Origin of the sequence: Mycobacterium sp. SP-6446 (assembly GCF_001954045.1) — a bacterium.
GTDB lineage: Bacteria > Actinomycetota > Actinomycetes > Mycobacteriales > Mycobacteriaceae > Mycobacterium.
Genome location: NZ_MBEM01000264.1, coordinates 35,562 through 48,738, shown reverse-complemented (window position 1 = coordinate 48,738; position 13,177 = coordinate 35,562). Strand labels below are relative to the sequence as shown.

Annotated in this window: 13 protein-coding genes and 1 pseudogene; 11 read left to right on the top strand and 3 right to left on the bottom strand. The window is 66.5% G+C overall.

The features are described 5' to 3' along the window. The 5 genes and pseudogenes from A5736_RS26600 to pknB all read left to right on the top strand — a co-directional run. A pseudogene (locus A5736_RS26600) lies at window positions 1-384 on the top strand (serine/threonine protein phosphatase); the annotation flags it as partial. After that, on the top strand, window positions 381-1,790 hold the full coding sequence (locus A5736_RS24520) for an FtsW/RodA/SpoVE family cell cycle protein (RefSeq protein WP_076249090.1): 1,410 nt from the start codon (window positions 381-383) through the stop codon (window positions 1,788-1,790). The pseudogene A5736_RS26600 and the gene A5736_RS24520, both read left to right, overlap by 4 nt. Continuing rightward, a complete protein-coding gene (gene pbpA, locus A5736_RS24515; protein ID WP_076129020.1) occupies window positions 1,787-3,271 on the top strand; it encodes a D,D-transpeptidase PbpA in 1,485 nt (494 codons plus the stop codon). The genes A5736_RS24520 and pbpA overlap by 4 nt, the downstream gene beginning before the upstream one ends. Next, window positions 3,268-4,581, top strand: a complete 1,314-nt coding sequence (locus A5736_RS24510) for a serine/threonine-protein kinase (protein WP_076129022.1) — start codon at window positions 3,268-3,270, stop codon at window positions 4,579-4,581. Before pbpA ends, A5736_RS24510 begins: the two co-directional genes overlap by 4 nt. Next, window positions 4,578-6,455 carry a Stk1 family PASTA domain-containing Ser/Thr kinase gene (gene pknB / locus A5736_RS24505; RefSeq protein ID WP_076129024.1) on the top strand — a complete coding sequence of 626 codons (1,878 nt, stop codon included), beginning with the start codon at window positions 4,578-4,580 and terminating at the stop codon, window positions 6,453-6,455. The genes A5736_RS24510 and pknB overlap by 4 nt, the downstream gene beginning before the upstream one ends. Here the strand turns inward: pknB and A5736_RS24500 are convergent. Together A5736_RS24500 and A5736_RS24495 are read right to left on the bottom strand one after the other, a co-directional pair. After that, the gene (locus A5736_RS24500) at window positions 6,433-7,119 is read right to left on the bottom strand and encodes an aminodeoxychorismate/anthranilate synthase component II (protein ID WP_076249089.1); all 687 of its coding nucleotides are present in this window, start codon (window positions 7,117-7,119) and stop codon (window positions 6,433-6,435) included. The two genes, pknB and A5736_RS24500, sit on opposite strands and share 23 nt — an antisense overlap. Window positions 7,120-7,139: 20 nt before the next feature. Next, a complete protein-coding gene (locus A5736_RS24495; RefSeq protein ID WP_076129028.1) occupies window positions 7,140-7,883 on the bottom strand; it encodes a DUF881 domain-containing protein in 744 nt (247 codons plus the stop codon). A gap of 138 nt (window positions 7,884-8,021) precedes the next feature. Between A5736_RS24495 and crgA the strand changes: the two genes are divergently transcribed. Further along, complete coding sequence (gene crgA, locus A5736_RS24490) at window positions 8,022-8,303, top strand: cell division protein CrgA (RefSeq protein ID WP_076060007.1); 282 nt, start codon at window positions 8,022-8,024, stop codon at window positions 8,301-8,303. A 155-nt stretch (window positions 8,304-8,458) separates the two neighbouring features. Continuing rightward, the gene (locus A5736_RS24485) at window positions 8,459-8,884 is read left to right on the top strand and encodes a PH domain-containing protein (RefSeq protein ID WP_076129096.1); all 426 of its coding nucleotides are present in this window, start codon (window positions 8,459-8,461) and stop codon (window positions 8,882-8,884) included. 9 nt (window positions 8,885-8,893) lie between these two features. Here A5736_RS24485 and A5736_RS24480 read toward each other — a convergent pair whose 3' ends face one another. Then, window positions 8,894-9,442: a peptidylprolyl isomerase gene (locus tag A5736_RS24480; RefSeq protein ID WP_076129030.1), complete on the bottom strand. Its 549-nt coding sequence runs from the start codon at window positions 9,440-9,442 to the stop codon at window positions 8,894-8,896. 135 nt (window positions 9,443-9,577) lie between these two features. Between A5736_RS24480 and cwsA the strand changes: the two genes are divergently transcribed. The 4 genes from cwsA (at window position 9,578) to A5736_RS24460 (ending at window position 13,173) form a co-directional block, all read left to right on the top strand. After that, a complete protein-coding gene (gene cwsA, locus A5736_RS24475) occupies window positions 9,578-10,012 on the top strand; it encodes a cell wall synthesis protein CwsA (RefSeq protein WP_076249088.1) in 435 nt (144 codons plus the stop codon). 310 nt (window positions 10,013-10,322) lie between these two features. After that, on the top strand, window positions 10,323-10,622 hold the full coding sequence (locus A5736_RS24470; RefSeq protein ID WP_076249087.1) for a PE family protein: 300 nt from the start codon (window positions 10,323-10,325) through the stop codon (window positions 10,620-10,622). Between the two features lie 27 nt (window positions 10,623-10,649). Further along, window positions 10,650-11,792, top strand: coding sequence for a PPE family protein (locus A5736_RS24465; RefSeq protein WP_076249086.1), 1,143 nt, complete (start codon window positions 10,650-10,652; stop codon window positions 11,790-11,792). 244 nt (window positions 11,793-12,036) lie between these two features. Continuing rightward, window positions 12,037-13,173: a PPE family protein gene (locus tag A5736_RS24460; protein ID WP_076249085.1), complete on the top strand. Its 1,137-nt coding sequence runs from the start codon at window positions 12,037-12,039 to the stop codon at window positions 13,171-13,173. The last annotated feature ends 4 nt before the right edge of the window (window positions 13,174-13,177 follow it).

The following is a 13,177-nucleotide window of genomic DNA, read 5'->3' as shown; positions in this document are numbered from 1 at the left end:
CTCGACTGTCACCTGATGCGATTGCAGGACCTGCGTCCCGCGGAGCGCGCCCAGGTTCAGGCGGGGCTGCCGGGCGGCACTCTCGACGACGCCATCGGGCAGTTGCGCGAGTTGTCCGCCAACTCCCTGCTGCCGGCCTGCCCGCCGCCTCGCGCCACCTCTCCGCCCGGCGGCCCAGCCACCAGCGGGGCGCCAGAACCAAGCGCCACAGCACCCACCACCTCCAGCGGCACCTCACCTAGCAGCCCGACTCCCACCAGCGCCCCCGCGACCACTTCGCCGGCAGCGCCCGCGACCACCTCGCCCCCGAGCATTTCCCAGACGGTCACAACACTCCCGCCACCCCCACCTCAGCCGGGCATCGACTGCCGGGCGGCCGCATGACCACCCAGGTCCAGCCACCGGTTGCGGTCACGCCTCCGCTACCCACTCGACGCAACGCCGAACTGCTGTTGTTGTGCTTCGCCGCCGTGATCACCGTCGCCGCGCTGCTGATCGTCGAGGCGAACCAACAGCGGGGCCTGCGCTGGGACCTGACCACCTACGGGCTGGTTTTTCTGGTCGTGTTCGGGAGCGCGCATCTTGCCGTTAGGCGTTTCGCGCCCTACACCGACCCGCTATTGCTGCCAATTGTGGCGTTGCTCAACGGACTTGGCTTGGTGATGATCCACCGGCTGGACATCGTCAACAACGAGCTGAGCGGTCGCCATCACCCCAGCGCAACCCAACAGATGCTGTGGACGCTGGTCGGGGTGGCCGCGTTCGCGCTCGTGGTCACCTTTTTGAAGGACCATCGACAACTCGCGCGCTACGGCTACGTCTGCGGGTTCGCGGGCCTGGTCTTCTTGGTTATCCCCGCGCTGCTGCCGGCATCGCTGTCCGAGGAGAACGGCGCCAAGATCTGGATTCGCTTCCCGGGCTTCTCAATTCAGCCCGCCGAGTTCTCCAAGATTCTGCTGCTGATCTTCTTCTCCGCGGTGCTGGTTGCCAAGCGCGGCCTGTTCACCAGCGTCGGCCGGCATTTCATGGGCATGAACGTGCCCCGTGCGCGCGACCTCGCACCGCTGCTGGCGGCATGGGTGATCTCGATAGGTGTGATGGTCTTCGAGAAAGATCTCGGTACTTCGCTGCTGCTCTATGCGTCGTTCCTGGTGGTGGTGTACCTCGCCACCCAGCGATTCGGTTGGGTCGTCATCGGCTTGGTGCTGTTCGCGGCGGGAAGCGTTGTGGCGTACTTCATTTTCGAGCATGTCCGGGTTCGCGTGCAGACGTGGTGGGACCCCTTCGCCGACCCCGACGGCCACGGCTATCAGATCGTGCAATCGTTATTCAGCTTTGCTACGGGTGGCATCTTCGGCACCGGGCTGGGCAACGGTCAACCCGACACCGTGCCGGCGGCGTCCACCGATTTCATCATCGCCGCGTTCGGCGAGGAACTCGGACTGGTCGGGCTCGCCAGCATCCTGATGCTCTACACGATCGTCCTCGTCCGCGGCCTGCGCACCGCGATCGCGACACGGGAAAGCTTCGGCAAGCTGTTGGCCGCCGGCCTGGCGTCGACGCTGGCCATTCAGCTGTTCATCGTGGTCGGTGGGGTAACCCAGCTCATTCCACTGACCGGGCTGACCACCCCGTGGATGTCATACGGCGGCTCATCGCTGCTGGCGAACTATGTGCTGCTGGGGATTCTGGCGCGCATCTCGCACAGCGCCCGGCGTCCATTGCGCACCCGTGCCCACAACAAGTCGCCCATCGCGGCGGCCGGCACCGAAGTGATCGAGCGGGTATGAACGCCTCGCTGCGTCGGATCTCAGTGACCGTGATGGCGTTGATCGTGCTGCTGCTGCTCAACGCCACCATGACGCAGGTCTTCGCCGCCGACGGGTTGCGCGCCGACCCGCGCAATCAGCGCGTCCTGCTCGACGAGTACTCGCGTCAGCGCGGCCAGATCATCGCGGGCGGCCAGCTGCTGGCTTATTCGGTGGCCACCGACAGCCATTTCCGATTCCTGCGGGTGTACCCCAATCCCGCTGTGTACGCACCGATCACCGGCTTCTACTCACTGCGCTATTCCAGCTCGGGCCTGGAGCGAGCCGAGGACCCGCTGCTCAATGGGTCCGACGAGCGGCTGTTCGGGCGGCGGCTGGCCGACTTCTTCACCGGTCGCGATCCGCGCGGCGGCAACGTCGACACCACTATCAACCCGCACGTCCAGCAGGCCGGCTGGGATGCGATGCAGCAGGGCTGCGGTGGACCGCCGTGCAAGGGAGCCGTCGTCGCGCTCGAACCGTCGACCGGCAAGATTTTGGCCATGGTGTCGTCACCGTCCTATGACCCCAACCTGCTGGCGTCGCATGACCCGGAGGTGCAGGCGCAGGCGTGGCAGCGGCTCCGCGACGACCTAGACAGTCCGCTGACCAACCGGGCCATCTCCGAGACCTACCCGCCCGGTTCGACGTTCAAGGTGATCACCACCGCCGCGGCCCTGCAGGCCGGGGCTACCGACTCCGAGCAGTTGACCGCGGCGCCGACGATTCCGTTGCCGGACAGCACCGCCACGCTGGAGAACTACGGAGGGAAGCCATGCGGCAACGGCAGCGCGCCGACCGTGCCGCTCAGCGAGGCCTTCGCCCTGTCATGCAACACCGCATTCGTCCAGTTGGGAATGCTCACCGGCGCCGACGCCCTGCGCAGCATGGCCCGTTCCTTCGGCCTGGACAGCACTCCGAGTGTCATCCCGCTCCAGGTCGCGGAGTCGACGGTCGGCATAATCCCGGACGCCGCCGCGCTGGGGATGTCGAGCATCGGTCAGAAGGACGTCGCGCTGACGCCGCTGGAGAACGCGGAGGTCGCCGCGACCATCGCGAACAACGGCGTGACGATGCAGCCCTACTTGATCGATAGCCTCAAGGGTCCGGACCTGGCCAACATCAGTACCACCGCGCCGTATCAACAGCGCCGCGCCGTGTCGCCGCAGGTCGCCGCTAAGCTAACAGAGCTGATGGTCGGCGCCGAGAAGGTCGCACAACAGAAAGGGGCCATTCCCGGCGTGCAGATCGCATCCAAAACTGGTACCGCAGAGCATGGCACCGACCCGCGGAACACTCCGCCGCACGCGTGGTATATCGCGTTCGCGCCCGCGCAATCACCCAAGGTGGCCGTGGCGGTACTAGTGGAGAACGGCGCCGACCGCCTGTCCGCGACCGGCGGTGCACTCGCAGCACCGATCGGGCGCGCAGTCATCGAGGCCGCGCTGCAGGGAGGACCATGAGCCCGCGAGTTGGTGTGACGCTGTCTGGCAGGTACCGCCTGCAGCGCCTGATCGCCACCGGTGGCATGGGCCAGGTGTGGGAGGCGGTCGACAGCCGGCTGGGCCGGCGCGTTGCGGTCAAGGTGCTCAAGGGCGAGTTCTCCCAGGATCCCGAGTTCATCGAGCGGTTCCGCGCGGAGGCGCGCACCACCGCGATGCTCAACCATCCCGGAATCGCGAGCGTCCACGACTACGGCGAGAGCCAGATGGACGGGGAGGGCCGCACCGCTTATCTGGTGATGGAGCTGGTCAACGGCGAACCGTTGAATTCGGTGCTCAAACGCACCGGGCGGTTGTCGCTGCGGCACGCGCTGGACATGCTCGAGCAGACGGGCCGCGCTCTGCAGGTCGCGCACGCCGCCGGCCTGGTGCACCGCGACGTCAAGCCGGGCAACATCTTGATCACCCCCACCGGGCAGGTGAAGATCACCGACTTCGGTATTGCCAAGGCCGTCGACGCCGCGCCGGTGACCCAGACCGGCATGGTGATGGGCACCGCGCAATACATCGCGCCCGAACAGGCGCTGGGCCACGACGCCACGCCCGCCAGCGACGTGTACTCGCTGGGAGTCGTTGGGTACGAAGTGGTTTCGGGCAAGCGACCGTTCACCGGTGACGGCGCCCTGACCGTGGCGATGAAGCACATCAAGGAACCCCCGCCGCCGCTTCCGTCCGAGCTTCCGCCCAACGTGCGAGAACTCATCGAGATCACGTTGGTCAAGAACCCCGGTATGCGCTACCGCAGTGGGGGACCGTTCGCCGACGCCGTCGCTGCCGTACGGGCGGGACGACGCCCGCCCCGGCCGAGCCAGTCACCGCCGCCCGGTCGGGCCTCGCCGGTCGCGATCTCCTCCGGTGCGGCGACCAGGGCGGCCACCGTCACGGGCCGGACTCCGCCGCCGCGCCGATCCCGGCCGTCGACGGGCGGCCACCGGACGCCCGCGCCCCGGCGAACGTTCTCATCGGGTCAGCGCGCGCTGCTGTGGGCGGCCGGGGTGCTCGGAGCGCTGGCGATCATCATCGCGGTGCTCATCGTCATCAATTCCCGCACGGAAAACGAGCAGCAGCAGACACCCGCCCCGACCGTCACCGACACCGGGACCCCGCCGGCGACGAAGACCCCGACCGGTGCGGGCCCCAGCCTGCGGCCTAATTGGACGGATCGACCGACGATAGGTAATTCTGGAATGCGGAGCGGGCCGCCCGAACCCGGCTGGGGAATCCCCTTTACACCCAGCGCGTCGCCGGCCCAGTACGAGATACCGCAATGACAACCCCGCAGCACCTGTCCGACCGCTACGAACTCGGTGACATCCTCGGTTTCGGGGGTATGTCCGAGGTTCACCTGGCCCGCGACGTTCGCCTGCACCGCGACGTCGCGGTCAAGGTGCTGCGCGCCGACCTGGCCCGTGACCCCAGCTTCTATCTGCGCTTCCGGCGGGAGGCGCAGAACGCCGCGGCGCTGAATCACCCGTCGATCGTCGCGGTGTACGACACCGGCGAGGCGGAGACCGCCGCGGGCCCGCTGCCCTACATCGTCATGGAGTACGTCGACGGGGTCACCCTGCGCGACATCGTGCACACCGACGGACCGCTCCCGCCGCGCCGCGCGATCGAGATCATCGCCGACGCCTGCCAGGCGCTGAACTTCAGCCATCAAAACGGCATCATTCACCGCGACGTCAAGCCGGCGAACATCATGATCAGCACGACCAACGCGGTCAAGGTGATGGACTTCGGCATCGCGCGCGCGATCGCCGACAGCAACAGTGTCACCCAGACCGCCGCCGTGATCGGGACGGCCCAATACCTCTCACCCGAGCAAGCGCGCGGCGATACCGTCGACGCCCGATCCGACGTGTACTCGCTGGGTTGTGTGCTGTACGAAATCCTCACCGGCGAGCCACCTTTCACGGGAGACTCGCCCGTCTCGGTCGCCTACCAGCACGTGCGCGAGGACCCGATTCCGCCGTCGGCGCGACACGAGGGCATCTCCGCCGACCTCGACGCCGTCGTCCTCAAGGCATTGGCCAAGAACCCCGACAACCGCTATCAGACCGCCGCGGAGATGCGCGCCGACCTGGTTCGCGTGCACAACGGCGAGCCGCCCGAGGCGCCCAAGGTCCTCACCGACGCCGACCGGAGTTCGTTGCTGACGTCGACGGGCCCCAACCTCGGCGGCCCGCGGACCGACCCACTACCTCGCCAGGCGCTGGACCGTGCCGACGACGATCGGGTGGGGGGTTCGATCGGTCGCTGGGTCGTCGCGGTCGCGGTGCTGGCGGTGCTGACGATCGTTGTCGTCATCGCCTTCAACACCTTTGGCGGCAGCACCCGCGACGTTCAGGTGCCCGACATGCGGGGTCAAGTGTCCGCCGATGCGATCGCGGCGCTGCAGAATCGCGGGTTCAAAACACGCACCCTGCAGAAGCCCGACTCGACGATCCCGCCCGACCACGTCATCAGCACCGACCCCGGCGCCAATGCCTCGGTGAGCGCGGGTGACGAGATCACCATCAACGTCTCCACCGGTCCCGAGCAACGCGAACTACCGGATGTCTCCTCGCTGAGCTACTCCGACGCGGTGAAGAAGCTGACCGCCGCCGGTTTCAGCAAGTTCAAGCAGGCCAACTCGCCGTCGACGCCGGACCTCATCGGCAAGGTCATCGGGACCAACCCCCCGGCCAACCAGACCTCGGCGATCACCAACGTGGTCACGATCATCGTCGGCTCGGGGCCGGAGACCAAGCAGTTGCCCGACGTCGCCGGCCAGACGGTGGACGCGGCGCAAAAGAACCTCAACGTGTACGGCTTCACCAAGTTCAGCCAGGCCTCCGTCGACAGCCCCCGCCCGGCGGGCGAAGTGGTCGGCACCAATCCGCCTAAGGGCCAGACGGTTCCGGTCGATTCCGTCATCGAACTGCAGGTGTCCAAGGGCAACCAGTTCGTCATGCCCGACCTGTCCGGCATGTTCTGGACCGACGCGGAACCACGGCTACGCGCGCTGGGCTGGACGGGGTTCCTGGACAAAGGGCCCGACGTCGACGCCGGCGGTTCCCAGGCCCACCGGGTGGTCTACCAGAATCCGCCCGCCGGGGCCGGCTGCAACCGCGACGGGGTCGTCACGCTGAAGTTCGGCCAGTAGCGGCGGGATCCGCCGGCAACTGCGGCCGAACCGCGGCGCGCACCTCGTTCTCCAACCTGCGGACCAGCGTGTCGTTGCGCGCCCACCCGCAATAGGCGAGCCAGTTGGCCAGCATGCGGTGGCCGCCCTCGGTCAGGATCGACTCGGGATGGAACTGGACACCGTGGATCGGCAACTCGGTGTGCCGGACGGCCATGATGACGCCGCTGCGGGTCCGCGCCGTGACCTCCAGCACCGGCGGCAACGAGTCAGGCAGAATCGTCAGCGAGTGGTACCGAGTCGCGGTGAACGGATCCGGAAGCCCTTGCAGGACACCGGCATTGGTGTGGTAAACGCTGCTGGTCTTGCCGTGCAGCAATTCCGGCGCGCGGTCGACGGTGGCACCGAATGCGACGCCGATTGCCTGGTGTCCCAGGCAGACTCCGAGCAATGGCGTGTGCGCCGCCGCGCACGCGCGGACGAGGCCCACCGACGCACCCGCCCGTTCCGGGGTGCCCGGGCCCGGGCTCAGCAGAACGCCGTCGAACTCGGTGGTGACCGCGGACTCCTTGGACAACCGCGCATCGTCGTTCCGCCACACCTGCGCCTCGACGCCGAGCTGTCCGAGGTACTGCACCAGGTTGAACACGAAGCTGTCGTAGTTGTCGACAACCAGGATCCGCATCGTGTCAGGGTACCGTTCGCTCAATACCCGACCGGGCCGGCCGGCTGCGCGAAATGCATCCGGACCGGTTCGGTGTGGCCGGCGATCTGCACGTCCGGCTTGACCTCTTCGCGATAGCCCAGCCCGAATCGGACCACGTACTGCTTGTACAGGGTCACCAGGGGAGCCGCGGCCAGCGCGGCCTGCATCGCCGTGGCGTTGCCGATCGCGGTGATCGTATAGGGCGGGCTGTAGGTACGGCCGTTGAGCAGGAGCGTATTTCCGACGCAGCGGGGCACCGAAGTACCGATGATGCGCTGGTCTTGCATCTGGATCGCCTCGGCGCCGGCGCTCCACAACGCGTTCAGCACGGCCTGGATGTCTTGCTGGTGCACCACCAGGTCGTCGGGGGAGGCGTCGCGGGGGAACCGGCCATTGGCGTCACGTTGGGCGTCCTGCAGCGTCACGACCAGACCCGGGCCGTGCACGGGATCCATCCCCGCCTCACCGGCCAGCTCGGCGGATCGCCGCAGCATCGCGGCCAACGCGGCATTCGAAGACTTGCCGTGCATCGAGTCGATCTTGCCCGCCAGCTCGTCGCGTTCCGCCTTGAGATGATTCACCGACGACTGCGCCTCGCGGACCAAGTCGACCAGACGCGGGGCGTCGCTGCGGCGGATCTCAGAGCCGCCGGACACGCCATGGGTGGCGGCCAGCAGCAACCCCGCCAGCAGGCAGACCAATGGCACACCGAAGCGCCACGGGGAGCGGCGCGTATCGCTCATCGGCTCTCCATTTCCTGGCGAACGCGCCAGGTGGGTTAGTCTCGTAGCCAAGTTATGCGTGCAGCATCAGTCGTTATCGTTGCACCCGTCCCGCTCACCGTGTCGTTGAGGTAGTTCCGAGATATCCCCGAGGTAGTCATGCCCAAGTCCAAGGTCCGCAAGAAGAACGATTTCACCGTCAGCGCGGTGAGCCGCACCCCGGTGAAGGTGAAGGTCGGACCGTCGAGTGTGTGGTTCGTCGCGCTGTTCGTCGGCCTCATGCTGATCGGCTTGGTGTGGCTGATGGTGTTTCAATTAGCCGCGGTCGGCAGCCAAGCCCCGGCGGCGCTGCACTGGATGGCGCAATTGGGGCCGTGGAACTACGCGATCGCGTTCGCTTTCATGATCACCGGCTTGTTGCTCACAATGCGTTGGCACTGACCAAGATCAAATCCGGAATGAATTCATCTTGGGGTCGCTGCGTTACTGAGCCAGCAACGTTGTGACCACCCAATCACACGCGTGTGATTTATCCCCACTGTTGATAGCGCTTGTGGATAACCGCATAGGCAGTGGTGGGAGGGGGTGGAGGCCTCGTGCAGCAAACTAAATGGGAGCCTCCTGCGGGAGGAATCGCTGGTTGCGGCGTTGCCGGCGTGCTGATGGCTATCGCGAGTGTGACCGTGGTCACAGACGCCCCCGGCCGGGTTATGACAGGGATTGCCGCCGCGGGTCTGATCTTGTTTGCGGGCGCAACGTGGCGCGCGCGGCCGAAGCTGGCAATCACGCCCGACGGCCTGGTGATCCGAGGCTGGTTCCGAACGCAGCAATTGCAGCGCTCCGACATCAAGATCATCCGGATCACCGAGTTTCGCCGCATGGCACGCAAAATGCGGTTGCTTGAGGTCGAAACGGTCGACGGGGGCTTGGTCGTCTTCTCCCGTTGGGACCTCGGGACCGAACCTCTGGACGTGCTCGACGCACTTACCGAAGCCGGCTATGCCGGACCCAGGGACAACTAGCCGTCGGCCTCAGGAGATAGTGATCGACTCGATCACGACCGGTTCGGTGGGACGGTCGTTGCCGTCGGTGGCCGTCGTCGCGATCGTGTCGACGACCTTCTGCGATTCGGGATCGGTCACTTCGCCGAAGATCGTGTGCCGCCGGTTCAGGTGCGGCGTCTTGTCGACGGTGATGAAGAACTGCGAGCCATTGGTGCCCGGCCCCGCATTGGCCATCGCCAACAGGTAGGGCTTGTCGAATTGCAACTCGGGGTGGAACTCGTCGGCGAACTTGTAGCCCGGGCCGCCACGGCCGGTACCGGTCGGGTCGCCGCCCTGGATCATGAATCCATTGATCACTCGGTGGAAGACCGCGCCGTCGTAGAAGGGCCCGGAGGGGCTACCCGAGGCGTTCTGCGTCGAGTACTCCTTCGTGCCCTGCGCCAGGCCAACGAAATTCGCGACGGTCTTGGGCGCATGGTTTCCGAACAGAGCGATCTTGATGTCTCCGCGGTTGGTATGCAGCGTGGCGGTAGCAGTCTGAAAGGGGCTGTTAGTCACGAGGTCACAGTCTGCCATCACCCGCGCGCATGCCCGCACCCGGTGTCGATCGACCGAAGCGCGCTGCGCCGAACATGGCATGGTCGCGGTGGTGCCGCGGGCATCGTTTTGGTGGCAGTCTGTAGGTTCCACCGACGGCAAGAAAGGCAGCGGATGAGCGCGCAGGCGGACCACCGGTTGACACCCCGTGAGCGTTTGGCCCGCGGCCTGGCCTACTCGGCCTTGGGACCGGTGGACCTCACGCGAGGGGTCGTCGGGCTGGGGGTCCAGTCCGCGCAATCGACCGCATCGGGATTGCGTCGCCGTTACCAGGAGGGCCGGCTGGCTCGCGAAATCGGTGCGGCGCAAGAAACTCTCGCCCAAGAGCTGGCCGCCGCGCAGCAAGTGGTCGCGAATCTGCCGCAGGCCCTGCAGGACGCGCGCCGGTCCCAACGGCGCCGCGGCAAGCGCCCGCTGTTGATCGCGGGGGTTGTCATCGGGGTGTTGGCCGGCGGCGCTGCCGCCTTCAGTATCGCCAGGCGCTCCGCGCGCCGGCGCACCGAGCCGTCGCCGCGGCCGCCCAGTGTCGACGTGCAGCCGCGCCCCTGAAGGCGCGGATCCCCATCGAATTCATACATTCACGCTGACAAATACTCTTTTGGGCGGGCTATTTCATAGCGGGCTCAAATTTCGCTGTCCGCCGCGCCTTCGTTCTAATTGAATACCGGGAAATATCCAGTGAAATGCAAATTTCCCGCAGCGCGCAGTGTCCCATTTGGAATTCGGCAATTAGAATCCGCGCGAGTCTTGCTGAAAGGCACTGGTCAAGCCCCATTTCGTGCGGCCCTGCCGCCGCCAATGCCTAGCGTGCTGTTTATATCGTCCGGTGGCAACGACAGAATCTTGAAAGGGAGAACGGATGTCCTTCGTAACGGCTTATCCGGAGAAATTGGCCAACGCTGCCGCGAATCTTCAGTCGATTGGCGCCGCATGGAATGCGGGAAATGCGGCGGCTGCCGGCCCGACCGCCGGCGTCGTTCCCGCCGCCGCCGACGAGGTATCCGCACTGACCGCCGCCCGGTTCGCCGCGCATGCGCAGCGGTATCAGGAGTTGAGCGCCCGGGCGGCCGCGATTCATCAGTTGATGGTGGCCACGCTATCGGCAAGCGCGGCTTCCTACGCGTCAACCGAGGCTGCGAACGCGGCGTCGGCGGGCTGAACGGCCCAAGGAACGGGGGAGAACCGAATGGACTACGGGTTGCTGCCGCCCGAGATCAACTCCGGGCGCATGTACACCGGTCCGGGCGCGACTTCGTTGCTGGCGGCCGCAACGGGCTGGGGCGGGCTCGCCGCCGAGTTGCACTCGGCCGCGGCCGCGTTTCGGTCGATCATTTCTGCGCTGACCGGCGGACCGTGGCTGGGTCCGGCATCGGCGTCGTTCCTGGCGGCCGCGACTCCGTACGTGGCGTGGCTGCAGAGCAGCGCCGAGCATTCCGAGTTGGCTGCCGGCCAGGCGACGGCCGCGGCGGCCGCGCATGACGCGGCGTTCGCGATGACCGTGCCTCCGCCCGTGATCGCGGCGAACCGTGCCCTGTTGGCGGCATTGCTCGCGACGAACTTCTTAGGACAAAACGCTCCGGCGATCGCCGCCGCGGAGGCGGAGTATTTCGAGATGTGGGCTCAGGACGCGGCCGCGATGTACGCCTATGCGAGTTCCTCGGCGGCGGCGTCGACGTTGACCGATTTCGACGAGCCGCCGGAGGTGGCCGATTCGTCCGGGCTGCCGCGCCAAGCCGCCGCGGTTTCCGCAACCGCCGATGGTCCGGCGCGAGAAGCGTTGGCGGGCTTGGACTCTGCGCCTAACCCGGCGGCCCAGCTGGCTTTCAACGGGGCGGAGATCGACAAAATTATTTCCGCCAATACCCCGCTCGATGACATGGTCATGCTGTACAGCAAGTACGTGGTCCCCTACGTGTCGACCGCGCAGTCGATGATTCAGTCGACGCAGTCCTTCGGACAGATAAGCAACGGCATTACCGCCATGAGTACCTTCGCCAAGGGTCTCGCTCCCGCGGCCAAGGCTGTCGAGGGGGCGGCGCAGGCGGCCGGCAACGCCGCCGCGAACACCGGTGGCGTGGCGGCGGGGGTGGGAAGAGCGCTTCCTCTGGGCGCGTTGTCGGTGCCACCAAGCTGGGCACCGGTGAGCGCGGTAACCAACCCGGGTACTGGGGCCCTCAACGCCACGGTTGTCCCCGCCGGGGCCGAGGGAGTGAATGCCCTGCCGATGGCGCCCGCGTTCGGGCAACTCGGCGGCAAGGGTTACGGGCGAATCCCGCCGGCCTACGGATTCAAGCCCACCGTGATGGCTAGACCACCGGCTGCCGGGTGATCGCCAAACGCCGACACCAATCACCCTGCGCGTCACCGCTTTTGGGTCTATCAACCTGGAGGTGCAGCACGGCGGTTAGCCGAGGTTGTCTATCCAGCGGTTGGCGCAGGCGCCGAGCGGCAGCCGAAAAGTTTGCCGAATCTTCAAATAACCTGGACGGGCCGCGTGATAAACCACCAACAGTGCCCCAGGCATTGATTAGCCTATGTTGGAGGAACGAACTGCGAGCATTGACAGGATAGGCGTGGATTTCTGGGCTCCTCCCGAGGTCACATCGGCGCTGATTCATTCAGGGCCGGGGCCCGAATCGTGGCTCGCCGCCGCGAACGCGTGGCGCGAGCTGGCGATCGAGCTGGGACAGACCGCCGCCGACTACGCCGCGACCGTGGCGAGCATTCCCTGGCAGGGACCAGCAGCGACGGCGATGACCCTGTCCACCATCCCCTACGTCAGCTGGATGCAAACCACCGCGGCCGAGGCCGCTCAACTGTCGATGGCGGCTACCAGCATGGCCGGCTCGTTCGTCGCCACCCAGACAGCCATCGTGCATCCCAGCGTGGTCACCGCCAACCGCACGCTGCTTGCTCAGCTGATCGCGACCAACTACTTCGGCATCAATTTCCCCGCAATCGCAGCCACCGAGCTCCAGTATCTGCAGATGTGGGCGGACAACACGACCGCCATGCTCGGCTATCAGGCCACCAGCCTGCAGACCATGGCGCTACAGCCGTTCACGCCTCCACCCACCACCACCAACCCGGCCGGCGGGGCAACGCAGCGTGCGGCGGTCGCCACCGCCACTACACAAGCCACTACGCAAGCCGCCGCACAAGCCGTCGCCGATCCCATCAACCTCCCCACGGACCCAATTTTCGAAAACGCCACCATCTCGGCCTTGATTAACCAGGAAGCCAGCATCGTCCAGAGCGGGTTCCCGTTCAACCTCATCAGTTCATTCACCGGCGGTCACGATTTCATGCCCGGTCAGTACCCGGACATCCTGTCCCCCACCCCCCGTAACCTGGCCATTGCCTACAACCTCACCGGACCCGAGGCGGTGGGAGGGGCTCCCAATTACTTTGCCCCACCCGCCGCTACGACCGGTGCAGTGCAGGCTTCGGTCACCGCGTCTCTGGGCAGGGGAATGTACGTCGGCAACCTTGTGGTCCCGCCTTCAGCGGTCACTTCGCCGATCCAGCTGGCTGCCGCACAGGCACCGTTGGCGGCCGCAACAACAGCCGAGGGCGCCCCACTAGTTCCGATGTTCGTCCCGCCGATGCCGCCGGGAGCACGAAAGGCCCAGCGGGACAAGCCCAATGAGAAGGGCTACGGACCGCCGATCCCCGGCACGATCATGCGGCGGCCCCCGTCAGGCGGATGACGCC